The sequence below is a fragment of the Pseudomonas sp. IT-232MI5 genome, from assembly GCF_949767845.1.
Classification (GTDB): Bacteria; Pseudomonadota; Gammaproteobacteria; order Pseudomonadales; family Pseudomonadaceae; genus Aquipseudomonas.
In genome coordinates this window covers 102,159-127,223 of record NZ_CATKQE010000060.1, presented here as the reverse complement: position 1 = coordinate 127,223, position 25,065 = coordinate 102,159, and the positions used below count along the sequence as shown (strand labels likewise).

The following is a 25,065-nucleotide window of genomic DNA, read 5'->3' as shown; positions in this document are numbered from 1 at the left end:
GTGCCAGGCAACGTCTGAATCGTTACCGCAGGTGGCAGGCTTTTTTCCTGCCGAGCGCAGTAATTGTTCGATTTCACGGGTCAATGGGCTGCCTTTTGACCCAGGCAGCGGCAATTTTCTAGCCGCTCAACCAGACTCCGGGCCTTTATTTCCGTGCCTGCGAGCCTGCTTTCACAATATGTCAGGTGGTTTTATGGACAGCATCAACAGCCGCATTGCCGAGGAACTCGGTGTACGCCCACAACAGGTCGAAGCGGCCGTCGCGCTACTCGATGAAGGCTCTACCGTTCCCTTCATCGCCCGTTACCGGAAAGAAGTCACCGGCAGCCTCGATGACACCCAGTTGCGTCATCTGGAAGAACGTCTGCGCTACCTGCGAGAACTCGACGAACGGCGCATCAGCATCCTCGCCAGCATCGAAGAGCAAGGCAAACTCACCCCTGCCCTCGAGCGCGACATCAAACTCGCCGACACCAAGACCCGCCTCGAAGACTTGTACCTGCCGTACAAGCAGAAGCGCCGCACCAAGGGCCAGATTGCCCTGGAAGCCGGCCTCGGCGACTTGGCGGACGGCCTGTTCAACGACCCGAACCTGAACCCGGAAACCGAAGCCGCACGCTTCGTCGACGCCGAAAAAGGCGTGGCCGATGTGAAGGCAGCGCTGGAAGGCGCCAAGTACATCCTGATGGAACGCTTTGCCGAAGACGCCAGCCTGCTGGAAAAACTGCGTAACTATCTCAAGCAGGAAGCGACCCTCAGTGCCCGCGTCATCGCTGGCAAGGAAGAAGAAGGCGCCAAGTTCCGCGACTACTTCGAACACGACGAACCGCTGAAAAGCATGCCGTCGCACCGCGCGCTCGCCATTTTCCGTGGCCGCAACGAAGGCATCCTCAGCTCCGCGCTGAAAGTCGGCGATGAACTGCCGGGGACCATGCACCCGTGCGAAGGCATGATCGGCCAGCAATTCAACATCCAGAACCAGAACCGCCCGGCCGACAAATGGCTCGGCGAAGTGGTGCGCTGGACCTGGAAGGTCAAGCTCTACACGCATCTGGAAACCGACCTGCTCGGCGAACTGCGTGACGGCGCCGAAACCGAAGCGATCAACGTGTTCGCCCACAACCTGCACGACTTGCTGCTGGCCGCCCCAGCCGGCCCGCGCGCGACTCTGGGTCTCGACCCGGGCCTGCGTACCGGTTGCAAAGTGGCCGTGGTCGACTCGACTGGCAAGCTGCTGGATCACGCCACGGTTTACCCACACGTGCCGCACAACAAGTGGGATCAGACCATCGCCATTCTGGCCGCCCTGTGCGCCAAGCACTCGGTTGACCTGATCGCCATCGGCAACGGCACCGCCAGCCGCGAAACCGACAAACTGGCCATCGAGCTGATCAAAAAGTATCCAGCGATGAAGATGACCAAGGTCATGGTTTCCGAAGCGGGTGCATCGGTGTACTCGGCGTCGGAACTGGCGGCCAAGGAATTCCCGGATCTGGACGTGTCGATCCGTGGCGCCGTATCCATCGCCCGGCGTCTGCAGGATCCACTGGCAGAACTGGTGAAAATCGATCCGAAATCCATCGGTGTCGGCCAATACCAGCACGACGTGTCGCAGTTGAAACTGGCGCGTGGTCTGGACGCAGTGGTCGAGGATTGCGTGAACGCCGTCGGCGTTGATGTGAACACTGCTTCGGTAGCACTGCTTGCGCGGATCTCCGGCCTCAACGCGACGCTGGCGCAGAACATCGTGACTCACCGCGATGAGCACGGCGCCTTCAAAACCCGCGCGGCGCTGAAAAAAGTCGCACGTCTGGGCGAAAAAACCTTCGAACAGGCCGCCGGTTTCTTGCGCGTGATGAACGGCGACAACCCGCTGGATTCGTCGGCGGTTCACCCGGAAGCCTATCCGCTGGTGCAGCGCATTGCCGCTGAAACCGACCGCGACATCCGCTCGCTGATCGGTGATGCAAGCTTCCTCAAGCGTCTGGATCCGAAGAAATTCACCGACGAAACCTTCGGTCTGCCGACCGTGACCGACATCCTCCAGGAACTGGAAAAACCCGGCCGCGACCCGCGTCCGGAGTTCAAGACTGCCGAGTTCCAGGAAGGCGTCGAAGACCTGAAAGACCTGCAACTGGGGATGATCCTCGAAGGCGTCGTCACCAACGTGACCGCGTTCGGCGCATTCGTCGATATCGGCGTGCATCAGGACGGTCTGGTGCACATCTCGGCGCTGTCGGAGAAATTCATCAAGGATCCGCGTGAAGCGGTGAAGGCCGGTGACGTGGTGAAAGTGAAGGTCATGGAAGTCGACATCCCGCGCAAACGCGTTGGCCTGTCGATGCGCATGGGCGACACCCCCGGCGAGAAAATCGACGGTGCCCGTGGTTCGCGTCCGGGCTCGGCGCAGCGCCAGCCTTCGAACAATGCGCCACGCAAGGAAACCTCGACCGCCGCACCAGTGAACAACGCGATGGCCTCGCTGTTCGCCAACGCCAAGCAGTTGAAGAAACGCTGATGGAAATTCCGGCCGGGCTCGTCGAGAGCGCGTTTTTCAAGCTGTTGGGCTGCCGCCTGCACAGCCTGGAAACCGGGGTGGCGCAAGTCGCCCTGGTGCTGGAACCGGAACTGCGCAATCGCGGCGGCAAATTGCACGGTGGCGCGCTGTTCAGTCTGGTCGACATCGCCATGGGGCTGGCCTGTTCCAGCACCCACGGCTTTGATCAGCAGAGCGCGACCATCGAGTGCAAGATCAACTATATCCGCGCCGTTTCCGACGGTGAGGTGCTGTGCACGGCGCGGGTGATTCACCCGGGCCGCCGCACGTTGGTGGTCGAAGCCGACGTGATGCATGGCGACAAACTGGTCGCAAAAGCGCAAGGCACGTTCGCTGTCCTGTAGCTAGACGCCATCAATTTGAGTTAATTTCGGCGCAACGAATCCTGTGGGAGCTGCCGCAGGCTGCGATCTTTTGATTTTGTTTTTCAATAGCAAGATCAAAAGATCGCAGCCTGCGGCAGCTCCTACAGGTATGTGTGCGGCTGACCGGCTAGAAAAACCAGGCGATAACGCCAGTTTCAACTTCACCCTTGTAGACCGTCCTGCCCACCCCCATATTGGGGCGACTGACGCGTGAAGGAATCCAAATTGAGCGAACTTCTCAACCGCCGCCTGGCTCTGCTCGGCGAGCGCGCTAACCTCTCTCTGCTCGAGCAGTGCCTGCACGGTATCGAACGTGAATGCCTGCGCGTGACCAGCGAAGGTCGCCTGGCGCAAACGCCGCACCCCGAAGCCTTGGGTTCCGCGCTGACCAACGAACAGATCACCACCGACTACTCCGAGTCGCTGCTGGAATTCATCACGCCCGCCCTGCCGGATCCGGCTGATACCTTGGCGAGCCTGGACAAGATTCACCGTTTTGCCTACAGCAAACTCGGCAACGAGTACCTGTGGAGTCCATCGATGCCGTGCCCGTTGCCGGCCGAGGAAGACATCCCGATCGCCTATTACGGCACCTCCAACATCGGTCAGCTCAAATACGTCTACCGCAAGGGCCTGGCCCTGCGTTACGGCAAGACCATGCAGTGCATCGCCGGGATTCACTACAACTTCTCCCTGCCGGAAAAGCTCTGGCCGCTGCTGCGCGAGACCGAAGGGTTTGTCGGCACTGATCGCGATTTTCAGTCGTTTTCCTACATCGCGCTGATCCGTAATTTCCGTCGTTACAGCTGGCTGCTGATGTACCTGTTCGGTGCATCGCCTGCGCTGGACGCCGGTTTCCTGCGCGGTCGTTCGCATCAGCTGGAACAGCTCGATCCGGACACCTTGTATCTGCCGTACGCCACCAGCCTGCGCATGAGCGACCTCGGTTACCAGAGCAACGCCCAGGCCGGTCTGACCCCGTGCTACAACGATCTGGCGAGCTACACCGACAGCCTGCGCAAAGCCGTGGCCACGCCGTACGCGCCGTACGTTGAAGTCGGCACGCACCAGGATGGCGAGTGGGTGCAACTCAACACCAACATCCTGCAGATCGAAAACGAGTACTACTCCAACATCCGCCCGAAACGCGTGACCTACACCGGCGAGCGGCCGATTCAGGCGCTGGTGGCCCGTGGCATTCAGTACGTCGAAGTGCGTTGCCTGGACATCAACCCGTTCCTGCCAATGGGCATCGACCTCACCGAGTCGCGCTTCCTCGACGCGTTCCTGCTGTATTGCGCGCTGAACGATAGTCCGCTGCTGACCAACACGTCGTGCGGCAACGCCACATCGAACTTCCTCAGCGTGGTCAAGGAAGGTCGTCGTCCGGGTCTGCAATTGCAGCGTGACGGTGAGTCGGTGGAGATGAAGACCTGGGCAGCCGAACTGCTGGAACAAATTGCCCCTCTGGCGGCGTTGCTGGATCAAAGCCATGGCGGCGATGCCCACAGCAAGGCGCTGGATGCACAACTGGCCAAGGTCAACGACCCGTCCCTGACGCCATCCGCGCAAGTGCTGGCGGCGATGGCTGAGCACAAGGAAAGCTTTGCGCAGTTCTCGTTGCGTCAGAGCCAGGCGCATGCGGAGTTTTTCCGTAGTGAGCCTTTGGCGGCGGATGAGCAGGCGAAGTTCGAGGAGCTGGCGCGTACGTCGCTGGCAGCGCAGGCTGAGCTGGAGCAGAACGAGGTGGGGGATTTTGACGTGTTTGTTGGGTCGTATCAGGCGAGTATTTTGGCGATCAGCAACTGAAGAGCCCCTCACCCTAACCCTCTCCCAGAGGGAGAGGGGACTGACCGTGTTGTCAGTTCGAGCTACACCGACCTGAACGACCAGGTCGAACTCAGGATTTGAAAAGCCCCCGATCTGCTCCCTTTCCCCCTCTCCCATTGGGAGAGGGCTGGGGTGAGGGGCTGGATCTCAATGACACAACTTTTCTCGAACACATCTCCCGCTTAGATTTTTCCGCTCATAAGCTCATTCTAAAAAGTTATTTATTTACCGATTCTTAGATCATTTAGTCTCCTTTCACGCCGACGCTCGGTCGCCTGATATGGAGCTGTTCAATGAAACTGAATTTCCCGCTTCGCCTGCTCGCCGTAGCCTCCTTGGCTACCGCAAGTTTCCTGGCTCAGGCCGCCGACCTCACCGTCGCTTACCAAACCACTGTTGACCCGGCGAAAGTCGCTCAGGCCGACGGCGCTTACGAAAAAGCCACCAAAGCCGACATCGCCTGGCGCAAGTTCGATAACGGCGCCGACATCATCGCCGCCATCGCCTCCGGTGACGTGCAGATCGGCTACCTCGGCTCGAGCCCGCTGACTGCCGCGATCACCCGCAAAGTCCCGGTCGAAACCTTCCTCATCGCCACGCAGATCGGCGCCGCTGAAGCACTGGTCGCTCGCGACGGTTCCGGCATCAAGACCCCGCAAGATCTGATCGGCAAGAAAATCGCCGTGCCGTTCGTGTCCACCGGTCACTACAGCCTGCTCGCCGCGCTGAAACACTGGAACATCGATCCAGCGAAAGTCACCGTGCTCAACCTCGCGCCGCCAGCGATCATCGCGGCGTGGAAACGCGGTGACATCGACGCCACTTACGTGTGGGATCCGGCGCTGGGCGTGGCCAAGGAAAACGGCAAAGTACTGATCACTTCCGGCGAGCTGGCCAAGTTCGGCGCGCCGACTTTCGACGCGTGGATCGTGCGCAAGGACTTCGCCGAGAAGCATCCGGAAATCGTCACCGCCTTCGCCAAGGTCACCCTCGACGCCTACGCCGACTACCGCAAAGACCCGAAAGCCTGGCTCGCCAATCAGTCCAACGTCGACAAACTGGTGAAACTCTCCGGCGCCAAGGCCAGCGACATTCCGTTGCTGCTGCAAGGCAACGTCTACCCGCTGGCGGCGGATCAGGTCGTCAGCCTCGGCGCGCCGACCACCAAAGCCATCACCGACACCGCCGCGTTCCTCAAGGAGCAAGGCAAGGTCGAAGCCGTTCTGCCGGACTACGCGCCGTACGTCAGCGCCAAATACATCACCAACTGATCGGGAGTTAACTGCGATGGCCTTGCTACAGCTGGAGCGCATCAGCGCACAGTACCCGGGCAGCCCGACACCGGTGCTGGCGGATATTTCTCTGACCCTGGGGCCTCAGCAATTGCTGGTCGCCCTCGGCCCGTCCGGCAGTGGCAAGACTTCGCTGTTGAACCTGATTGCCGGTTTCGTCGAACCGAGTGCCGGGCGCATCACCCTCGACGGCGTACCGGTCAAAGGCCCGAGCGCCGAACGTGGCGTGGTGTTCCAGGACGATGCTTTGCTGCCCTGGCAGGATGTGTTGGCCAATGTCGCGTTCGGTCTGGAACTGGCTGGTGTCGCCAAAGACAAGCGCGAAAAGATCGCCCGCGAAATGCTCGCACTGGTTGACCTCTCCGGTTTCGAAAGCCGTCGTATCTGGCAGCTTTCCGGTGGCCAGAAACAACGCGTCGGCCTCGCCCGCGCCCTCGCCGCTGATCCGCGCGTATTGCTGATGGACGAACCCTTCGGCGCCCTCGACGCGTTCACCCGCGAACAGATGCAGGAGTTATTACTGCAAGTCTGGCAGCGCACGGCCAAGCCGGTTTTCCTGATTACCCATGACATTGAAGAAGCGGTATTCCTCGCCACTGACCTGATTCTGCTCGCGCCGAATCCGGGGCAGATCGTGGAGCGTCTGCACTTGGACTTCGGTCAGCGTTACGCCGCCGGTGAGTCCGCCCGCGCGATCAAATCCGATCCGCGTTTTATCGAAACCCGCGAACACGTGCTGAGCAAAGTGTTCTCGCAACGCAGCGCCGGGCAACGGCAGGAGCGCGCATGAGCAGTTACGACGTTTCCTCGGCGGCGGTAAAACCCGCCACCGCGTCGGTGGCGATTCCGCTGCGCCGCAGCCTCAGTACACGCTGGATAAGCCTGCTGACGTTGTTCGCTTTGTTGGCCATCTGGTGGGCGGTGACTGCTACTGGATTGATCGAACCGCTGTTCCTGCCACCCCCCTCCGCCGTGCTGCAAAAGGGCTGGTTGCTGGCGACCACGGGCTATATGGATTCGACGTTGTGGCAGCACCTCGGCGCGAGCCTGAGCCGCATCGGTCTGGGCCTCGGTTTTGCGATTCTGACTGCCGTACCGGTGGGCATCGCGATCGGCGCCAACCGTATCGCCCGTGGCGTGCTCGATCCGCTGATCGAGTTCTACCGCCCTATTCCGCCGCTGGCTTATCTGCCGCTGATCGTGATCTGGTGCGGCATCGGCGAGTTGTCGAAAGTGCTGCTGATCTATCTGGCGATTTTCGCGCCCATTGCCATCGCTACTGCCACCGGCGTGCGCACGGTTGATCCAGCGAAATTGCGTGCGGCGCAGTCGTTAGGTGCGACGCGTTTGCAGCTGATTCGTCATGTGATTTTGCCGAGCGCGTTGCCGGACATTTTGACGGGCGTGCGCATTGGTCTGGGGGTTGGTTGGTCGACGCTGGTCGCGGCTGAACTGATCGCCGCCACCAGCGGTTTGGGCTTCATGGTGCAGTCGGCCGCGCAATTCCTGGTCACCGATGTGGTGGTGCTGGGGATTCTGGTCATCGCCCTGATCGCCTTCACCATGGAAATGGGCCTGCGCGCCCTGCAGCGCAAACTGGTGCCGTGGCACGGCCAGGCCCACTAAAGCATTTTTTGAATCACCCCCTGTAGGAGCTGCCGCAGGCAGCTCCTACAGGGGGTGATTATCCGGAATTTAAGAGAAAGACCATGAGCAGCCTCAACATCACCCCGTTAAGCTCGGCCCTAGGCGCGCAAATCAGCGGCGTCGACATCAGCCAGCCGTTGACCCTGGAACACCGCGACGCCATCGAACAGGCGCTGCTCAAGTATCAAGTGTTGTTCTTCCGCAACCAGCCAATCGAGCCTTCGCAACAGGCACGTTTCGCCGCCTATTTCGGCGACCTGCACATTCACCCGATCTACCCAAACGTACCGGAACAACCGGAAGTGCTGATCCTCGACACCGCCGTCACCGACGTGCGCGACAACGCGATCTGGCACACCGACGTGACCTTCCTGCCGACACCTGCGATGGGCGCCGTGCTCAGTGCAAAGCTGTTGCCGGAATTCGGTGGCGATACCTTGTGGGCCAGCGGGATTGCAGCTTATGAAGCGCTGTCAGCGCCGCTGAAAGGCTTGCTCGAAGGGCTGACCGCGACTCACGATTTCACTCGCTCGTTTCCGCTGGAGCGCTACGGCAATACGCCTGAAGCGCTGGCGCAGTGGGAAGAAGCTCGACGCAAGAATCCACCGCTGTCGCACCCGGTGATTCGTACGCATCCGGTCAGCGGGCGGCGCTCGTTGTTCGTCAATGAAGGCTTCACCTCGAAGATCAATGAGCTGTCGGAAACCGAGAGCGAGGCGATTCTGAAGTTTCTGTTTGCCCACGCGACGCGGCCGGAATTCACCATTCGCTGGCGCTGGCAAAAGGACGACATTGCGTTCTGGGATAACCGCGTGACGCAGCATTACGCGGTGGATGATTATCGGCCGGAGCGGCGGGTGATGCAGCGGGCGACGGTGTTGGGGGATGTGCCGTTTTTTCGTTGAGACGTTTTAAAGCCAAAAGCCCCTCACCCTAACCCTCCCGAAACGTCGGACCGCCCCGAGGGAGAGGGGACTGACCGAGGTGTTTGTACGAGCTACATCGACCTGAAATGTCGGGTTGAATTCAAGTTTTGAAAGGCATGAAGATCTGCTCCCTTTCCCCCTCGCCCGCCTGGGGGAGAGGGCTGGGGTGAGGGGGTTGGATCTTGCTGACCCAACCCAATCTTCATCACTCCGCCGTCGAAGGCTTCTCCCAAAGATTGATCCCGCCCTCTTGGGCAAACCGGTCAATCTCTGCCAACTCTTCAGCACTGAAACTCAAATTCTTCAACGCCCCGACGTTCTCGATAATCTGCTCCGGCCGGCTCGCACCAATCAGCGCCGACGTCACCCGAGGATCGCGCAGCGTCCACGCCAACGCCAATTGCGCCAGGCTCTGGCCACGACGCTTGGCGATTTCATTCAACGCCCGCACATGAGCAATGTTGGCCTCGGACAGGTGCGAAGCCTGCAACGAACCACCACCCGGACGATTGACCCGCGCATCCGCCGGCACGCCATTGAGGTATTTGTCGGTGAGCAGACCTTGCGCCAACGGGGTAAACGCGATCACGCCGGTGCCGAGTTCATCGGTGGTATCCAGCAGGTCTTTTTCCACCCAGCGATTGAGCAGGTTGTACGCCGGTTGGTGGATCAACAGCGGCACTTTCCACTCTTTCAACAGCGCCGCGATCTCACGGGTTTTCACCCCCGAGTACGACGAGATACCGATGTACAACGCCTTGCCCTGCTGCACGGCTGTAGCCAGGGCGCTGGCGGTTTCTTCCAGCGGGGTGTCCGGGTCGAAGCGGTGGGAATAGAAGATATCCACATAGTCCAGACCGAGGCGTTGCAGGCTCTGGTCGAGGCTGGCCAGCACGTATTTACGCGAGCCACCGCCCTGGCCGTAAGGGCCGGGCCACATGTCCCAACCGGCCTTGCTGGAGATGATCAGTTCGTCGCGGTACTGCTTGAAGTCTTCGCGCAGCAGACGACCGAAATTGATCTCGGCGCTGCCATACGGCGGGCCGTAATTGTTGGCCAGGTCGAAGTGGTTGATACCCAGATCAAACGCTGTGCGCAGCAAGGCGCGCTGGGTGTCGATCGGCGTGCTGTCGCCAAAGTTGTGCCACAGACCCAGCGACAGCGCCGGCAGTACCAGACCACTGCGCCCGACGCGGCGGTAAGGGATGGAGTCGTAGCGGTTTTCGGCAGCGGTGTAAGTCATCGAATCCTCTCTTGTCTGTCTTGAAATGGGTGTCGACTTCATCGCTAGCAGGCTAGCTCCCACATTGGAATGCAGTCTCCTGTGGGAGCTAGCCTGCTAGCGATTGGGTGCTACAAAAATCTATTGCCGGGTCGAGCCAGGCCAAGGTTCTCGCGCAACGTCCGGCCTTCGTATTCAGTTCTGAACAACCCACGCCGTTGCAGTTCCGGGAGCACGCCATTGGCGAAGTCTTCGAGACCGCCCGGCAAGTGGGGTACCAGCACGTTGAAGCCGTCCGCCGCGCCCTGTTCGAACCACTCCTGCAAGCGATCAGCGATCTGCTCCGGTGTACCGACCAGGCTGTAATGCCCGCGCCCGCCGGCAATCTTGCGACCGAGTTCGGCGAGGGTCAGGTTCTCCCGGCCCGCCAGTTCAGTGAGCAATATCTGCCGGCTCTGCTGACCGCTTTCGGTCAGCGGCAACTCCGGCAACGGCCCGTCCAGCGGGTACTTCGACAAATCGAAGTTACCCAGCATACGCCCAAGCAAGGCAACGCCAACCTCGGGTTCGACTAATTGCTGAAACGTTTCACATTTTTCCTGTGCTTCGGCTTCGCTGCCGCCGACCACGACAAAAACCCCGGGCATGATTTTCAGCGAATCGGCGCTGCGCCCGTACTTGGGCAGACGTCCCTTGAGGTCGGCGTAAAACGCTTGGGCACTGGCCAGCGAAGTCTGTGCGGTGAACACCACTTCAGCGGTTTGCGCCGCCAATTCGCGCCCGGTTTCCGAAGAGCCAGCCTGAACAATCACCGGTTGCCCCTGCGGCGAACGCGCAACGTTCAGCGGGCCTTTGACCTGGAAGTGCTCGCCGACGTGATCCAGCACATGCAGTTTCGACGGGTCGTAATACGCCCCACTGGCCTTGTCGCGCGCAAACGCATCATCCTCCCAACTGTCCCAAAGCCCGGTCACTACCTGATGAAATTCGCGCGCACGGCTGTAGCGTTCGGCATGGCCGATATGCTCATCACGACCAAAATTCAGCGCCTCGGCAGCATTGTCCGAGGTCACCAGATTCCACCCCGCTCGGCCGCCTGATAAGTGATCTAGCGAGGCGAATTTGCGCGCCACGTGATACGGCTCGTTGTAGCTGGTGGTTGCCGTCGCAATCAGGCCGATGTGTTCGGTCACGGCACTCAGCGCCGAGAGCAACGTCAGCGGTTCAAAATGATCCGACCGCGCCATACGACTGGCGATGTCCTGAGTCGGCGCGGCGACGCTGTCAGCGACAAACAACGCATCGAACTTCGCCGCCTCGGCAATCTGCGCCAGTTGTTTGTAGTGGGTGAAATCCAGGCCGGCGTTGGCCGGCACCTCCGGATGACGCCACGCCGCCACGTGGTGCCCGGTGGCCATGAGAAACGCGCCGAGTTTCAACTGTCTGCTCATCTCAAAAATCCTTGCGCAGTTGCACGCCGAAGTAGCGCTCGTCATCCCGTGGCACGGCGCGATAAATGTAATTGCCGCCGCTGGCGAGCAATGGCGAATAGGACTTGTCGGTGAGGTTCTTGCCCAGCAGCGCGACGCGCCAGCCGTTGCTGTAATCGGCCAGAGCGACGCTGGCGTTCCACAGGCCGTAGGCGCCCTGCTTGGTGTCGGGATTCTGGCTGATGTCGTACTGCACTTCGCTCTGCCAGCTGTAGTCGGTGCCGAGTTCGATATCCAGACCGTTATCCAGCGGGATGCTGTAGTCGGCGCGCACGTAGCTTTTCCAGTCCGGGCTGAACGGCAGCGGTTTGCCGTTAACGTTGCACGACGCCGCCGCGCCCGCCGGGCAGGCGAATTCGTCGATGCGCGCGCGGGTGTAAGCCAGCGCTCCGGACAGCTTCAATTGCTGAGTGGCCTGCAAGGCGTAATCGAGTTCGACGCCTTCGGTACTGACACTGCCGGCGTTGATCAGACGCGTCACAACCTGGCCGGCGACGGTGTCGAAGAAGTTCGCCTGATAGTTGTCGTACTCGCTGTGGAACACCGCGAGGTTGGTGGTCAGGCGATTGTTCCAGCTCGTCGCTTTGATCCCCGCTTCCCAGGTGTTGGAGGTTTCCGGTTTCAGTGCTTCGGTATCACGCGGCTGCATATTGAAGAACACGTTGTAGGCCGGGCCTTTGTAACCGCGCGAATAGGTCAGATACGTAGTGACGGCGTCGCTCAAGTCGTATTGCACACCGAGGCGGCCGGACCAGCCGTCTTCGTCGACAGAACCTGAGCTGCTGGTCGCCGGTTGGATACCGCTGACCGTGGTCGCGGAGGTCGAAACGCGGCGGTGATCGTATTCGAGATCATCGTGGGTGTAGCGCAGGCCGGCGATGCCGCGAAAGTCCGACGTGAAGTTCAGCGTGCTCTCCCCGAACACCGCATAGCTGTCGCTGCTGGTGCTGTAATCAGCGACGCCGCGATCGGTGCGCGTGGTCGTTGTCAGCGTGCGCTGATAGGTCTCGTCGTCCTTGCCGTGCATGTAGAACAGACCGCCGACGTATTCGAGGAACTCGCCCTTCGGCGAGGCCAGACGCAACTCTTGCGAGTATTGATCGAAGGCCAGATCGCCCTTGTCCGCGGTGCCGGGGAACGCGGCTGTCACGGTACCGAGACGGTCACCATCCTGATACTGGGTGTTGTCCCAGCCGCGCCATGCGGTGATCGACGTCAGTGTGTAATCGCCCAGTTGCCAGTCGAGTTGGCCGGACAGGCCTTTGTTGATGTCCTCAACGTGTGAGCGGGTGTCGGTGTTGATGTCACGGTTGTGGCTGCTCGCATTGACCGGGCTCAGCGCATTGGCGAAGGCCGGGGTCAGCGACTTGCTGACAACGCCATTGGGACCGTCGTCGTGGGACTGCATGTAATCGGCGATCAAGGTGAAGGTGACGTCGTCATTCGGGGTGAATTCGAGTTTTCCGCGCACGCCACGATGGTTGTAGCCGTTGACCTCTTGACCGTTGTGTTGGTTGTCGACGTTGCCGTCGTAGGTGCCGAACAGCGTGCTGATCGAGCCTTTCAGCGTGTCCGGTATCAGGCTGCCGCCAATGCCGAAACGGGTGCGGCTTTCGTTGCCGCTGTAATACGACTGATCGATGTAACCGTGGGTCTCGGCGGTGGGTGCCTTGCTGGTGATGTTGAGTACACCGGCCGAAGCGTTTTTGCCAAACAGCGTGCCTTGCGGGCCGCGCAATACTTCGACGCGTTCCAGATCCAGCAGATCGAGCGTGGACTGACCCGGCCGCGCATACACCACGCCATCGATCACCGTCGCCACGGTCGGCTCGACGCCCGGCGAGGTGGAAATCGTACCGACGCCGCGCACGAATAACGAGGTGTCCTTGTTCGATGCGCCGGTGCGGAAATTCAGCGACGGCACTTGCTGGACGATACTGGCCACGCCGTTGCGGTTGTCGCGCTCAAGCTGTTCGCCGTCGATCACCGAGACCGCCACGGGCACTTTTTGCAGCGACTCTTCGCGGCGCGTGGCGGTGACGGTCACCGATTTGAGAGTCGGCTCCTGATCACTGCTCTCGGCAGCGAATGCGTTAGGCAGCGGCAGTGCCGCCAACCCCGTGAATAACCAGCCAGCCGCACGGATCGACTGCGCCAGTGTGTGTGTCGCCCCAGGAATGTTGTGCATGTTTGCCCGCTCGAAATTAGCCCTTAACCGCTGCCGTTCTGCGACGACAGCGCCTGAATCGGTGTCTTGGGCATTCGCTCGAGCGAGTAGCAGACAGCGCGCTTTGTTAGCGCTACCATCGACAGTATTGGCAAGCCGCACATAGAGCGTCCAATACTGAAAAATTACTTTTATATGCGATTTGGTTTTTAAGAAGGATCGAGCCTTGAGCGAAGAAAAACCCCGCAAACGCCGTGGCGCCGGACGCGTGACCTTGAATGCTGTGGCACGTGAGGCTGGGGTTTCGGCGATTACCGTGTCGCGCTATTTCAATCAGCCCGAACAAGTTTCGCCCGAGCGCCGCGAGCGGATTGCGACGGTGGTGGCGGAGTTGGGTTACGTACCGAATCTGGTGGCCGGCGGATTGGCTTCGGCGCGGGGCAAAATCGTCGGCATGGTCATCCCGAACATCTCCGGGCCGATCTTCGCCAATACCATTCAGGGTTTCAGCGATACGCTTAGTCGCCATGGCTATCAGCTGTTGCTGGCGTCGAGTTACTTCAGTACCGAGCAGGAAGAAAACGCCGTGCGCGCGTTTCTCGGCTGGTCGCCGGCGGCGCTGGTGCTGACCAGTCACTTTCACAGTGCCGGCACGGAAAAGATGATCGCCGAAGCGGATATTCCGGTGATTGAAACCTGGGATTACCAGCCGGATCGTGAGCCGATGCAGATCGGCTTTTCGCATTTTGAAGTGGGCGTGACGGCCGCCAGATATCTACTCGGAAAAGGCTACCAACGTATCGCCTTCGTGCAGAACAGCGCTGCGGGCGACTTCAGCGCACTGGAGCGCCGCGACGGTTACGCGGCGACCTTGCGCGAATCCGGCCTAGATCCTTGGGTCTTCGCCCCTGACGCTGATCGCGCACCATTCGAGGCCGGCAAACAGGCGATGGACGCCCTGATGAGCGCCTCAGCGCGCCCCGACGCGATCATCTTCGCCAACGACAACCTCGCCGCCGGCGGCCTGCTCGCCGGGCAACGCGCGGGTTTGAAAATCCCAGAAGACTGTGCCGTTCTCGGCTTCGGCGATTACCCGTTCGCCGAGATGCTGCTACCAAGTCTGAGCACAATCAAACCACCGGCACTGGAGATCGGCGTACTGGCTGCAACCCGCGTACTGGAAAGCCTTGGCGTGTTGCCGAGCGACGAGGTGCAGCGGCTGAACCTGCTGCAGTGCCAAGTCATCGAACGGGAAAGCATCTGAGGAATATGGCAGAGGCTGGATTGGCTATGCTCTAAAGAACACCGAGGTGGCCCTTTCGCGAGCAGGCTCGCTCCCACAGGGATTTCCTGTGTACATGAAATTTATGTCCAGTCGAGTTTCATTGTGGGAGCGAGCCTCCTCGCGAAGGGGCTCTTCCCGGCACTGCACCTCCATCAGGCAGAACGCCCCATGCACACCGCCATTATCATTTTCTTCGGCCTGGTCCTGCTCGCGCTGATGCTCTACATCGGCGAGCGCATCGGTTTCAGCCGCCAGACCATGGCCTACGGCTTCGCCGCCCTGTGGCTGGCATTGACGGTGATTAATGGCGCGGTGGGAGTGGTGCATGCCGGCCAGTCCGTGGGTTCGGAAATAGCGATTGGCAGTGCGGTATTCGGCGTGCCGATGGCGGCAATGGTGTTGTTCATGGTGCTGAGCGCCGAGTCCTGAACGGACCCGACGCTCAGGCGCCGATCAACGTACCAAGTGCAGGAACTGCATGTGGCGTTCGTACTGGTCGAGGATGTCGTTGATGATCTGCTCTTTGGTGTAACCGACCAGATCGTAGTCCTGACTGCCCTCGCTCAAATGCACTTCGGCGCGGTAGTAGCGACGATTGTTGAGCTGCTTCGAGCCCATCCCGCCACGCGCGAACGACGGCGTGAAGTAGCCGCGCATCTGCACCTGATAGATGAACGGATGCGCATCACCATGGCCGATTTCCAGGCTGACGCTGTCATTCGCCGGATCCGGCTGGGTGACCACGTTGAGGCCTTTCTCGACGAACACCGCCGTCACTTCTTCAATCGCCGGACGCACCGTGGTGTCCATGAAGCGGTACACCTCGTCCCGCGACGGGAAGTGCACAGCCTGACTCAAGCGCTGGCGCCAGCCGCCCGTGCCGCGCCGCGAACCGGAGACCGGTGCCAGCGAATGCAACTGCGCGATCTGCTTCTGCGACTCCAGATAGAACGCCTTGTGCAGGCCCCACATCATCAGCAACAGAATCAGCGAGAACGGCAACGACGTCAGCACCACCGCCGATTTCAACGCATCGATGCTGCCGGAGAACAGCAGCGCACTGGTGATCAGCGCGGTCATCGCGCCCCAGAACACCCGCAGCCATTTCGGCCCGTCTTCGTCCGGGGTGCCGCCCTTGGCCGACAGCGTCGAAAGCACCACGGTGCCGGAATCGGCAGACGTGACGAAGAACACGAAGCTGATAAACACCGTCACAGCGATGACGGTTTTGCTCCATGGGTAGGTTTCCAGCAGCAGGTAAATACTCATCGACGGATTGTCGATGGCCGACATGCCCAGCGCGCTCATGCCGTGATTGAGCACCTGATCGATTGCGCTGTTGCCGAAAATCGACATCCACGCGAGGGTGAAACCGAGCGGAATCAACAACACACCGAAAACGAATTCGCGGATGGTGCGGCCACGGGAAATTCGTGCGATGAACAGGCCCACAAATGGCGACCATGCAATCCACCAGGCCCAGTAGAACACTGTCCAGCCACCGAGCCAGTCGCTCGGTTTGTCGTAGGCGTAGAGGTCGAAACTCTTCATCGGCAAGGCGCCGAGGTAGTCGCCCAAGTTCTGGATCAGGGTGTTGAGCAGGTGCTGGGTGGGACCGGCGAACAACACGAACAGCAGCAGCGCACAGGCCAGCAGCATGTTGATGTCGGACATCACCCGCACGCCTTTATCGACGCCGGAGACGGCCACGATGATCGCCGCGCCCATCATCAGCGTGATCAGGCCGACCTGAATCCACTGGGTGTGCGCGATGCCGAACAGGTAGTCGAGACCGGAGTTGAGGTGCAGCACCCCAAAGCCCATGTCCGCGCCCAGACCGAACACCGTGGCAATGATGCCGAAGCCATCCACTGCGTAACCGATCGGGCCGTTGATGCGTTTGCCGATCAGCGGATACAGCGCCGACCGCAGGGCCAGCGGCAGGTTGTGGCGGTAAGCGAAATACGCCAGCGCCATGCCGACGAAGGCAAACACGCCCCAGCCATGCAGGCCCCAGTGCAGAAACAGAATCTGCATGGCCTGACGCGCCGCATCCGCCGTACCCGCCTCACCTTGCGGTGGCTGCAGCATGTGGGTCAGCGGTTCAGAGACGCAGAAGAAGAACAGCGTGATGCTGATCCCGGCGGCGAACAGCATGCCGGCCCAGGACAGGTAACTGAATTCGGGCTCGTCGTGGTCGGCACCGAGTTTTATCTTGCCGTAGCCGGATAAGGCGGTGACCACCACGAAGACCAGATACAGGGTCATCGCGAGCATGTAATACCAGCCGACCGTATTGGCCGCCCAGTTTTGCGCTTCCAGCAGCCAGGCGCCGGCCTGCTCAGGCATGGCGATAACAACGAGACCAAACAGCAGAATGACCGTCGCGGCGAAGTAGAACACCGGCGGATTCATGCGCACCAGACCGCTGGCGGGGGTAGACGATGCACTCATGAAACGTGCACCTCGAGGGGTTGAAACGTGGCTGAAATGATCGGACTCAGCAAAGGCAAGCCTCCTGTTGTGAGCGGGCAGCGAACCACCGGTTTAACTTGAATGAACGTTCAAGTTAAACATGGATGGGGTGGTAAGGACTAATCGTACGGCTAGGCGGTAGTTTTCCTACGCTAGCTCAAGGATGGGTATGACGTGGGTTTGAGGGTATTCGTTCAATAGCCCCTCACCCTAGCCCTCTCCCGGAGGGAGAGGGGACTGATTGGGGGATATTGGGGAGATACGCCGACATGATCCTGCTGTACCGAATCCATCATCGACTCGGTGTTTCAGGTCGATGTATGACGCAAGACACCTCGGTCGGCTCCCTCTCCCTCCGGGAGAGGGCTGGGCGGGCGGCGTTCCGATGAGGGTTTGCTTTGCCCCCTACTTCTGCGTCCCGTCATCATGCTGCAAATTCGCCTGGGTCAAATTGCACCCCGCCGGCACACTGCGCGTCAGCCAGACATTGCCGCCAATGGTCGACCCCTTGCCAATGGTGATCCGCCCGAGAATCGTCGCCCCGGCATAAATCACCACATCATCTTCAACGATCGGATGACGCGGATGACCTTTCTGCAACTGCCCGTCTTCATCCGCCGGGAAGCGTTTGGCGCCCAACGTCACGGCCTGATAAATCCGCACGCGCTCACCAATGATCGCGGTCTCGCCGATCACCACACCCGTGCCGTGATCGATAAAGAAACTACGGCCGATCTGCGCGCCCGGATGGATATCGATACCGGTCGCCGAATGGGCGATTTCCGCGCTGATCCGCGCCAGCAGCGGCAGCCCGGCACGATACAAATGATGAGCGAGGCGATGGTGAATCACCGCCAGAATCCCCGGATAGCACAGCAGCACTTCATCAACACTGCGCGCTGCCGGATCACCGTGATAGGCCGCCAACACATCGCTGTCGAGCAGCGCGCGCAGGCCCGGTAAAGCCAAGGCAAAATCCTGCACGATCTGAATGGCGCGGGCCTCGACTTCAGTATCGGCCTGCGCGCTGTGGCGGGCAACGTAACGCAGCTCCAGACGGGTCTGCGCCAGCAGCGCATTCAACGCCACATCAAGGGTGTGGCCGACGTAAAAGTCTTCGCTTTCTTCACGCAGATCCACTGGCCCCAGACGCATCGGGAACAACGCCCCACACAGTGCTTCGAGAATCTCCGCCATCGCCGCCCGCGACGGCAACTCGCGACCACCCTGCTCGCCGGACGCCCGGCCGTTCTGTGCCCGCCACTGATCCCGCGCGCTGCGCAGTTGACTGACGATGGTCTGCAATTGCCAATGGCTGGAACGCTCGCTCACGGTAAAGACTCCTCACGGGCGGCCGGACTGTCTGGCCGCGTCAACGGCGACTACTTTACGGCATGGTCGCGAGAGCGAATTAAGAACCGATAGTGCTGGCCTCAGTTCATTTGGCTATAAGCGATTCACGGTTGCCCCTGCAAAAGCCCGTGCCTATAGTCCTTTCATCTTTCTCCTCCAGTACGGACTCATGATCAAACAACAGCTGGACCGCTTTAACCGTCTCGACCTGCTCGGCCACCCGACGCCGCTGGAAAAACTCGAACGCCTGTCCGCCTGGCTCGGCCGCGAGGTGTACATCAAGCGTGATGACCTGACGCCGCTGGCCATGGGCGGCAACAAGCTGCGCAAGCTCGAATACCTCGCTGCCGACGCTCTCGCGCAAGGCGCCGACACGCTGATCACCGCCGGCGCGCTGCAATCGAACCACGTTCGCCAGACCGCCGCACTCGCCGCCAAATTGGGCCTAGGTTGCGTGGCGCTGCTGGAAAATCCGCTGGGCACTGACGACAGCAACTACACCGGCAACGGCAACCGCCTGCTGCTGGATCTGTTCGACACCAAGGTCGAACTGGTCGACAACCTCGACAACGCCGACGACCAACTGGCCGCCCTCGCCGCACGTCTGCGCAGCAACGGCAAGAAGCCATATCTGGTGCCAATCGGCGGCTCCAATGCCCTCGGCGCGCTCGGTTACGTGCGTGCCGGTCTGGAACTGGCCGAGCAGATCAAGGACACCGGTCTGGATTTCGCTGCGGTGGTACTCGCCTCGGGCAGTGCCGGAACGCACAGCGGTCTGGCCTTGGCGTTGAGCGAAGTATTGCCCCGATTGCCGGTGATTGGTGTGACCGTTTCGCGCAGTGAAGAAGACCAGCGGCCGAAGGTTCAGGGCCTTGCCGAACGTACGGCGGACCTGCTCGGCGTCGAGCTGCCGGCCAGTTTCAAGGTTGAGCTGTGGGACGAATATTTCGGCCCGCGTTATGGCGAGCCGAATGCCGGGACGTTGGCGGCGGTGAAGTTGCTGGCGAGTCAGGAAGCGCTGTTGCTCGATCCGGTGTACACCGGCAAGGCAATGGCGGGCTTGCTCGATGGCATCGGACGTCAGCGTTTTGATGAAGGCCCGATCATTTTCTTGCACACCGGCGGCGCGCCGGCGTTATTCGCCTACAAGGATTTCCTCTGAGAGATCGCTGATCGTTCCCACGCTCTGCGTGGGAATGCAGCCCGGGACGCTCCGCGTCCCTTTGAGCGCTGGAACGCGGAGCGTCCCTAGAGGCATTACCACGCAGAGCGTGGGAAAGATCTTAATATTCAAATTAGATCTAACAGATTAAATATTAAGTATTTTCAAGTCTAAAGCAGACATCTTATAGTCTCGCCGCAGGCGAATTTCGCGCAAGACGCATAAGCTGCTTTAGGGCACGATAACGCAGGCGCACGAATCACAAATTCGCCAACTTTCCTTAAGCGTCTTCCATAAGAAAACACAGGGGCTTGTCATGAATTTTTCCGCACTACGTCGCAATCTGCTGGTGGGTTCGCTAGGCCTGGCGCTGAGCGCCGGTCTGATCGGCCAGGCAGTGGCCGGTGAGCAGCTGCAACAGATCAAGGACAAAGGCGTTATCAACGTCGGCCTGGAAGGCACTTACCCTCCGTTCAGTTTCGTCGATGCCGACGGCAAGCTGTCCGGTTTCGAAGTCGAGTTGTCCGAAGCGCTGGCGCAAAAACTCGGCGTCAAAGCCAAGATTCAGCCGACCAAGTGGGACGGCATCCTCGCGGCGCTGGAATCCAAGCGTCTGGACGTCGTGGTCAACCAGGTGACCATCTCCGACGAGCGCAAAAAGAAGTATGACTTCTCCGAGCCGTACACCGTTTCCGGTATTCAGGCGCTGGTGCTGAAGAGCAAAGAGTCCGCTCTGAACATCAAGACTGCCAATGACCTGTCCGGTAAAAAAGTCGGTGTAGGCCTGGGCACCAACTACGAACAGTGGGTCCGCGCCAACGTGCCGGGCGCTGACGTACGCACCTACGACGATGATCCGACCAAGTTCGCCGACCTCAACAACGGTCGCACCGACGCCATCCTGATCGACCGTCTGGCCGCACTTGAGTACGCCAAGAAAGCGCCGAAAACCGTCGCTGCCGGCGAAGCCTTCTCCCGCCAGGAAGCCGGTGTTGCCCTGCGTAAAGGCGAGCCTGAACTACTGGCCGCCGTGAACAAGGCCCTCGACGAACTGCGTGCCGACGGCACCCTTGCGAAGCTGTCCACGAAGTACTTCAACGCTGACGTCACTAAATAATGGAAGAAGCTTTCCAACTCGCACTGGACTCCGCGCCCTTTCTGCTCAAGGGCGCGTATTACACGGTAGTCCTCAGCCTCGGCGGGATGTTCTTCGGCTTGCTGCTGGGCTTCGGCCTGGCATTGATGCGCCTGTCGCGCTTCAAATCGGTCAGTTGGCTGGCGCGCATCTACGTGTCGTTCTTTCGCGGCACGCCGTTGCTGGTGCAGCTGTTCGTGATCTATTACGGCTTGCCGCAATTGGGTCTCGAACTGGATCCGCTGCCAGCGGCGCTGATCGGCTTCTCGCTGAACATGGCCGCTTACGCCTGTGAAATTCTGCGCGCCGCGATCGGCTCGATCGAACGTGGCCAGTGGGAAGCCGCCGCGAGCATCGGCATGACCCGCGCGCAAACCCTGCGCCGGGCCATCCTCCCGCAAGCGATGCGCACAGCGTTGCCGCCGCTGGGCAACAGCTTCATTTCGCTGGTCAAGGACACGGCACTGGCCGCCACCATTCAGGTGCCGGAGCTGTTCCGTCAGGCGCAATTGATTACCGCCCGGACTTTTGAAGTCTTCACCATGTATCTTGCCGCCGCGCTGATCTACTGGATTCTGGCCACAGTGCTTTCGCACTTTCAGAACAAGTTGGAAGAGCGGGTCAATCGGCACGACCAGGAGTCCTGACGATGATTGTCGTGGAAAAACTGACCAAGCAATTCAAGGGTCAGGTCGTGCTCAACGGCATCGACCTCGAGGTCAAGGAAGGCGAAGTCGTCGCGATCATCGGCCCCAGCGGTTCGGGGAAAACGACGTTTCTGCGTTGCCTGAATTTTCTTGAACAACCCACCAGCGGCCGGATCAAGGTCGGCGATATCGAGATCGATACCAGCCGCCCGCTGAACCAGCAGCAAAGCCTGGTGCGCAACCTGCGCCAGCACGTGGGCTTCGTGTTCCAGAACTTCAACCTGTTCCCCCATCGCACCGCTTTGGAAAACGTCATCGAAGGCCCGATCGTGGTCAAGAAGATGCCACGCGATGCCGCCATTGTCCTGGGCAAAAAGCTCATGGCCAAGGTGGGTCTCGCCGGCAAGGAAGATGCTTATCCTCGTCGTCTCTCCGGCGGTCAGCAACAGCGCGTGGCGATTGCCCGGGCGCTAGCGATGGAGCCGGAAGTGATCCTGTTCGACGAACCGACTTCAGCGCTCGACCCGGAGTTGGTCGGCGAAGTGCTGGCGACCATCCGTGGCCTTGCGGAAGAGAAACGCACCATGGTGATCGTCACCCACGAAATGGGTTTTGCTCGCGATGTGGCCAACCGTGTGGTGTTTTTCGACAAAGGCGTGATCGTTGAACAAGGCGAAGCCAAAGCATTGTTCGCCAACCCGAAAGAAGAACGCACTAAACAGTTTCTCAGCAAGTTTCTGAATCACGCCTGAGTACTTTTTATCGCTGCATCGGAAACTTCCACGGATGGAAGTTACCTTCAACAAACACCAGCTTTATCCCTTCAGACAAAACATATTCGATGCGCTACATATATATGTTCTGCAACAGATAATGCCCGCCTGCTACCCGCTCCACCCGGCATGACAGCGCTCGAATAAATCCAAGCAAAAAACGCAAAAAAACCGTTAGTTCCGTGGCTCATTTCGTCTTGGCGCTTAGGCATCAGGCCTCAACAGCGTAGGAAGATTCTGATTAATTCGTAATTCACGAATTAACTAACATCGTCTATTGACACCCCATCCCGCAGACTCTTATCTAGTCGCCAACCGGCACCACTTAGTTCAACCAACCCGTATTCAACTTGAATAAAAGTTCAAAGCTTTATTGCCAGTTTATTCACGCCTTTTGTTCTTCCAGAAACGGACTTCGCTGCAAGGCTTCAAGGAGAGAAATCGATGACCCGAACTTCGCATACCCCCGAACTGGCAGCGCCGACCGTAGCGCCAGCGCAAAAAACCGGCATCAATCTGGCCGCCGCCGCCCATCTGGTGGTCGAGGTGTCACCCTATCCCGACATGGATAGCGGAGACCTGATCGAGCTGTTCTGGAACAAATGCTATGTCGCCTCCAGGGTGCTGACAGCGGATGACGTCGGCACGGCAATCAGCCTTCGGGTGCCGGAAAGCTTCATCGCCAACGGCACGACGCGCATTCACTACCGGGTGATGCAGGTCGGTCAGGGGCCGGCGTTATCGGCGGCGACGCGCGTGCAGGTCAAACTGGACTGCCCCGGCGGGCAACCTTCAGCGCTGAGCGGAGACGAAAACCAGCAACTGGCCCCCGTGACCATCCCCGACACCATTCGCCGTCAGGGGGTGAATCCAAACCAGATCAAACGCGGCGTACCGCTGACCATCGAGCCCTACCTGAACATGGCCGAAGATGACGCCATTACCTTACGCTGGGGCGATGTACGCATGGACCTGGCACCGATCACCGCCGCGGATATCGGGCTGCCCATTCAAGTCTGGGTGCCTCCCTCGGTGATTGTCGAAGCGGGCGAAGATCTGCGGCTGGACGTGACGTACTGCATTCTCGATCGGGTCGGCAACAACTCGCGCTGGGCGCCGCCAAGAACGTTGAAGATCGGTTGTGCAAACCCTTATCTGAAAGTGCCCCTCAGGCCAAAACTCATGGCTGCCGAATCGCGTAAAGATTGATCCTCTTCAGCGGATAAGGGGCCCCGGCCCCCTTACCCGAAAATTCTTAACCAACCTGACCATCACCCCTTCTATACATATTCCTAAAAGTTAGTTTATTTAATTTTTATACACGCTTAGGGTATATGAACCGGACCACCGGACATTCTTTCGTTCGCCGCACTTTTGCGGCGTTTTTCATGAGATGTGAGGTAGGTAGTATGGTCCGGAACACAATCACCCCAGTGCAGATCGCCAGGGCATTGCGTGCAGCCAAGGAGCGGCACTGATGTCCAGTCTGGCAGATGCAAACGTCCAGTCGGATCTGGACATCGCCCCACTGTTGTTGCCCGCGCAGGTCTTGCGCAACGACGCCCAAGCCATCAAGGCTGCCCATGAACTGGCGCAAGTCGCCCGCGTGCAGGCCGCCAAACGCGACCGCCAGCGCAAGTTGCCGTGGTCGGAAATCGAACAGTTCACCCGCAGCGGATTAGGCAGCATCGCCATCCCGCGCGAATACGGTGGCCCGCAGGTTTCCTTTGTCACTTTGGCCGAAGTGTTCGCGATCATCTCCGCCGCCGACCCGGCGTTGGGGCAGATTCCGCAGAACCAGTTCGGCATTATCAATCTGGTACTCGGCAGCGCGACCGAGGAGCAGAAGAAACAGCTGTTCCAGAGCGTTCTGGAAGGCTGGCGCATCGGCAATGCCGGCCCGGAACGCGGCACCAAAAACACCCTGGAGCTGAAAGCGCGAATCACCGCCGACGGTGATGATTACGTGATCAACGGCCAGAAGTTTTATTCCACCGGTGCGCTGTTTGCGCATTGGGTGGCGGTCAAGGCGCTCAACGATGACGGCAAGCAAGTGCTGGCCTTTGTCCGTCGCGGCACGCCGGGTTTGCGCATCGTTGATGACTGGTCGGGTTTCGGTCAGCGCACCACCGCCAGCGGCACGATTCTGCTGAACAACGTGCGTGTCGAATCGAGCCTGGTGGTCGACAACTGGAAGATCAACGAAACCCCTAACACCCAAGGCGCGGTGTCGCAGTTGATTCAAGCGGCCATCGACGCCGGCATCGCCCGTGGCGCCATCGACGACGCCATCGAGTTCGTCAAAACCCGCGCACGGCCGTGGATCGACGCCAAGGTTGATCGCGCCAGCGATGACCTCTATGTGATCGCTGACATCGGCAAACTGAAAATCGAACTGCACGCCGCCGAAGCGCTGCTGCGCAAGGCCGGCAAAGTGCTTGATCAAGTGCACGCCGCGCCGCTCACTGCCGAGTCTGCCGCCCGCGCTTCGATCGCCGTGGCCGAAGCAAAAGTGCTGACCACCGAGATTTCCTTGCTCGCCAGCGAAAAGCTGTTCGAACTGGCCGGCAGCCGCGCGACCCTCGCCGAATTCAACCTCGACCGTCACTGGCGCAACGCCCGCGTGCACACGCTGCATGACCCGGTGCGCTGGAAATATCACGCGGTCGGCGCCTATCGCCTCAACGGCACTTTACCGGCTCGCCATTCCTGGATCTGAGACGACCAGACATCTGGAGA

The 25,065-nt window shown here is 60.0% G+C and carries 20 protein-coding genes; 15 read left to right on the top strand and 5 right to left on the bottom strand.

What is annotated here, in order from left to right; genetic code table 11:
* Window positions 1–193: 193 nt before the first annotated feature.
* The 7 genes from ACM6JQ_RS26920 to tauD all read left to right on the top strand — a co-directional run bounded on the left by ACM6JQ_RS26920 (window position 194) and on the right by tauD (window position 8,596).
* A complete protein-coding gene (locus ACM6JQ_RS26920) occupies window positions 194–2,518 on the top strand; it encodes a Tex family protein (protein WP_414894990.1) in 2,325 nt (774 codons plus the stop codon).
* Window positions 2,518–2,901, top strand: coding sequence for a PaaI family thioesterase (locus ACM6JQ_RS26915; protein ID WP_414894989.1), 384 nt, complete (start codon window positions 2,518–2,520; stop codon window positions 2,899–2,901). Before ACM6JQ_RS26920 ends, ACM6JQ_RS26915 begins: the two co-directional genes overlap by 1 nt.
* A gap of 246 nt (window positions 2,902–3,147) precedes the next feature.
* Window positions 3,148–4,731 (top strand): glutamate--cysteine ligase, encoded by a 1,584-nt coding sequence (gshA, locus tag ACM6JQ_RS26910; RefSeq protein WP_095113935.1) that lies wholly within the window; start codon window positions 3,148–3,150, stop codon window positions 4,729–4,731.
* A 314-nt stretch (window positions 4,732–5,045) separates the two neighbouring features.
* On the top strand, window positions 5,046–6,023 hold the full coding sequence (gene tauA, locus ACM6JQ_RS26905) for a taurine ABC transporter substrate-binding protein (RefSeq protein ID WP_414894988.1): 978 nt from the start codon (window positions 5,046–5,048) through the stop codon (window positions 6,021–6,023).
* Window positions 6,024–6,039: 16 nt separating this feature from the next.
* Window positions 6,040–6,834: a taurine ABC transporter ATP-binding subunit gene (gene tauB, locus ACM6JQ_RS26900; protein WP_007917917.1), complete on the top strand. Its 795-nt coding sequence runs from the start codon at window positions 6,040–6,042 to the stop codon at window positions 6,832–6,834.
* The gene (gene tauC, locus ACM6JQ_RS26895; protein ID WP_414894987.1) at window positions 6,831–7,670 is read left to right on the top strand and encodes a taurine ABC transporter permease TauC; all 840 of its coding nucleotides are present in this window, start codon (window positions 6,831–6,833) and stop codon (window positions 7,668–7,670) included. The genes tauB and tauC overlap by 4 nt, the downstream gene beginning before the upstream one ends.
* A gap of 83 nt (window positions 7,671–7,753) precedes the next feature.
* Window positions 7,754–8,596, top strand: a complete 843-nt coding sequence (gene tauD, locus ACM6JQ_RS26890; protein WP_414894986.1) for a taurine dioxygenase — start codon at window positions 7,754–7,756, stop codon at window positions 8,594–8,596.
* 226 nt (window positions 8,597–8,822) lie between these two features.
* Here tauD and mgrA read toward each other — a convergent pair whose 3' ends face one another.
* The 3 genes from mgrA to ACM6JQ_RS26875 all read right to left on the bottom strand — a co-directional run bounded on the left by mgrA (window position 8,823) and on the right by ACM6JQ_RS26875 (window position 13,517).
* Complete coding sequence (gene mgrA / locus ACM6JQ_RS26885; protein WP_007917913.1) at window positions 8,823–9,860, bottom strand: L-glyceraldehyde 3-phosphate reductase; 1,038 nt, start codon at window positions 9,858–9,860, stop codon at window positions 8,823–8,825.
* 110 nt (window positions 9,861–9,970) lie between these two features.
* Window positions 9,971–11,290 (bottom strand): LLM class flavin-dependent oxidoreductase, encoded by a 1,320-nt coding sequence (locus ACM6JQ_RS26880; protein ID WP_414894985.1) that lies wholly within the window; start codon window positions 11,288–11,290, stop codon window positions 9,971–9,973.
* Window position 11,291: 1 nt separating this feature from the next.
* Complete coding sequence (locus ACM6JQ_RS26875) at window positions 11,292–13,517, bottom strand: TonB-dependent receptor (RefSeq protein ID WP_414894984.1); 2,226 nt, start codon at window positions 13,515–13,517, stop codon at window positions 11,292–11,294.
* Window positions 13,518–13,722: 205 nt separating this feature from the next.
* Here ACM6JQ_RS26875 and ACM6JQ_RS26870 point away from each other — a divergent pair, with 205 nt between their 5' ends.
* Together ACM6JQ_RS26870 and ACM6JQ_RS26865 are read left to right on the top strand one after the other, a co-directional pair.
* Complete coding sequence (locus tag ACM6JQ_RS26870; RefSeq protein ID WP_095113929.1) at window positions 13,723–14,760, top strand: LacI family DNA-binding transcriptional regulator; 1,038 nt, start codon at window positions 13,723–13,725, stop codon at window positions 14,758–14,760.
* 189 nt (window positions 14,761–14,949) lie between these two features.
* Complete coding sequence (locus tag ACM6JQ_RS26865; protein ID WP_007949845.1) at window positions 14,950–15,210, top strand: hypothetical protein; 261 nt, start codon at window positions 14,950–14,952, stop codon at window positions 15,208–15,210.
* Between the two features lie 24 nt (window positions 15,211–15,234).
* Here ACM6JQ_RS26865 and betT read toward each other — a convergent pair whose 3' ends face one another.
* On the bottom strand, window positions 15,235–17,196 hold the full coding sequence (gene betT / locus ACM6JQ_RS26860) for a choline transporter BetT (protein ID WP_162835968.1): 1,962 nt from the start codon (window positions 17,194–17,196) through the stop codon (window positions 15,235–15,237).
* Window positions 17,197–17,661: 465 nt separating this feature from the next.
* Complete coding sequence (epsC, locus tag ACM6JQ_RS26855; RefSeq protein ID WP_007918747.1) at window positions 17,662–18,588, bottom strand: serine O-acetyltransferase EpsC; 927 nt, start codon at window positions 18,586–18,588, stop codon at window positions 17,662–17,664.
* 190 nt (window positions 18,589–18,778) lie between these two features.
* Here epsC and ACM6JQ_RS26850 point away from each other — a divergent pair, with 190 nt between their 5' ends.
* The 6 genes from ACM6JQ_RS26850 to ACM6JQ_RS26825 all read left to right on the top strand — a co-directional run bounded on the left by ACM6JQ_RS26850 (window position 18,779) and on the right by ACM6JQ_RS26825 (window position 25,045).
* Window positions 18,779–19,771: a D-cysteine desulfhydrase gene (locus tag ACM6JQ_RS26850; RefSeq protein WP_095113928.1), complete on the top strand. Its 993-nt coding sequence runs from the start codon at window positions 18,779–18,781 to the stop codon at window positions 19,769–19,771.
* Between the two features lie 316 nt (window positions 19,772–20,087).
* Entirely contained in the window at window positions 20,088–20,888 is an 801-nt protein-coding gene (gene tcyJ, locus ACM6JQ_RS26845; protein ID WP_414894983.1) for a cystine ABC transporter substrate-binding protein, read from the top strand.
* A complete protein-coding gene (tcyL, locus tag ACM6JQ_RS26840) occupies window positions 20,888–21,553 on the top strand; it encodes a cystine ABC transporter permease (RefSeq protein ID WP_007918741.1) in 666 nt (221 codons plus the stop codon). The genes tcyJ and tcyL overlap by 1 nt, the downstream gene beginning before the upstream one ends.
* A gap of 2 nt (window positions 21,554–21,555) precedes the next feature.
* The gene (tcyN, locus tag ACM6JQ_RS26835) at window positions 21,556–22,305 is read left to right on the top strand and encodes an L-cystine ABC transporter ATP-binding protein TcyN (protein WP_007918739.1); all 750 of its coding nucleotides are present in this window, start codon (window positions 21,556–21,558) and stop codon (window positions 22,303–22,305) included.
* A gap of 465 nt (window positions 22,306–22,770) precedes the next feature.
* Window positions 22,771–23,535 (top strand): hypothetical protein, encoded by a 765-nt coding sequence (locus ACM6JQ_RS26830; RefSeq protein WP_007918737.1) that lies wholly within the window; start codon window positions 22,771–22,773, stop codon window positions 23,533–23,535.
* 268 nt (window positions 23,536–23,803) lie between these two features.
* Entirely contained in the window at window positions 23,804–25,045 is a 1,242-nt protein-coding gene (locus ACM6JQ_RS26825) for an SfnB family sulfur acquisition oxidoreductase (protein WP_007918734.1), read from the top strand.
* Window positions 25,046–25,065: the final 20 nt, after the last annotated feature.

Excerpts from the sequence above, each read along its gene's own strand:
- tauB (WP_007917917.1), top strand. The coding sequence starts at position 6,040 with ATGGCCTTGCTACAGCTGGAGCGCATCAGCGCACAGTACCCGGGCAGC.
- ACM6JQ_RS26875 (WP_414894984.1), bottom strand. The coding sequence starts at position 13,517 with ATGCACAACATTCCTGGGGCGACACACACACTGGCGCAGTCGATCCGT.
- tauD (WP_414894986.1), top strand. The coding sequence starts at position 7,754 with ATGAGCAGCCTCAACATCACCCCGTTAAGCTCGGCCCTAGGCGCGCAA.
- ACM6JQ_RS26915 (WP_414894989.1), top strand. The coding sequence starts at position 2,518 with ATGGAAATTCCGGCCGGGCTCGTCGAGAGCGCGTTTTTCAAGCTGTTG.
- ACM6JQ_RS26880 (WP_414894985.1), bottom strand. The coding sequence starts at position 11,290 with ATGAGCAGACAGTTGAAACTCGGCGCGTTTCTCATGGCCACCGGGCAC.
- tauC (WP_414894987.1), top strand. The coding sequence starts at position 6,831 with ATGAGCAGTTACGACGTTTCCTCGGCGGCGGTAAAACCCGCCACCGCG.
- tcyN (WP_007918739.1), top strand. The coding sequence starts at position 21,556 with ATGATTGTCGTGGAAAAACTGACCAAGCAATTCAAGGGTCAGGTCGTG.
- tcyJ (WP_414894983.1), top strand. The coding sequence starts at position 20,088 with ATGAATTTTTCCGCACTACGTCGCAATCTGCTGGTGGGTTCGCTAGGC.
- tcyL (WP_007918741.1), top strand. The coding sequence starts at position 20,888 with ATGGAAGAAGCTTTCCAACTCGCACTGGACTCCGCGCCCTTTCTGCTC.
- mgrA (WP_007917913.1), bottom strand. The coding sequence starts at position 9,860 with ATGACTTACACCGCTGCCGAAAACCGCTACGACTCCATCCCTTACCGC.
- tauA (WP_414894988.1), top strand. The coding sequence starts at position 5,046 with ATGAAACTGAATTTCCCGCTTCGCCTGCTCGCCGTAGCCTCCTTGGCT.
- ACM6JQ_RS26830 (WP_007918737.1), top strand. The coding sequence starts at position 22,771 with ATGACCCGAACTTCGCATACCCCCGAACTGGCAGCGCCGACCGTAGCG.
- ACM6JQ_RS26865 (WP_007949845.1), top strand. The coding sequence starts at position 14,950 with ATGCACACCGCCATTATCATTTTCTTCGGCCTGGTCCTGCTCGCGCTG.
- betT (WP_162835968.1), bottom strand. The coding sequence starts at position 17,196 with ATGAATCCGCCGGTGTTCTACTTCGCCGCGACGGTCATTCTGCTGTTT.
- ACM6JQ_RS26850 (WP_095113928.1), top strand. The coding sequence starts at position 18,779 with ATGATCAAACAACAGCTGGACCGCTTTAACCGTCTCGACCTGCTCGGC.
- ACM6JQ_RS26920 (WP_414894990.1), top strand. The coding sequence starts at position 194 with ATGGACAGCATCAACAGCCGCATTGCCGAGGAACTCGGTGTACGCCCA.
- ACM6JQ_RS26825 (WP_007918734.1), top strand. The coding sequence starts at position 23,804 with ATGTCCAGTCTGGCAGATGCAAACGTCCAGTCGGATCTGGACATCGCC.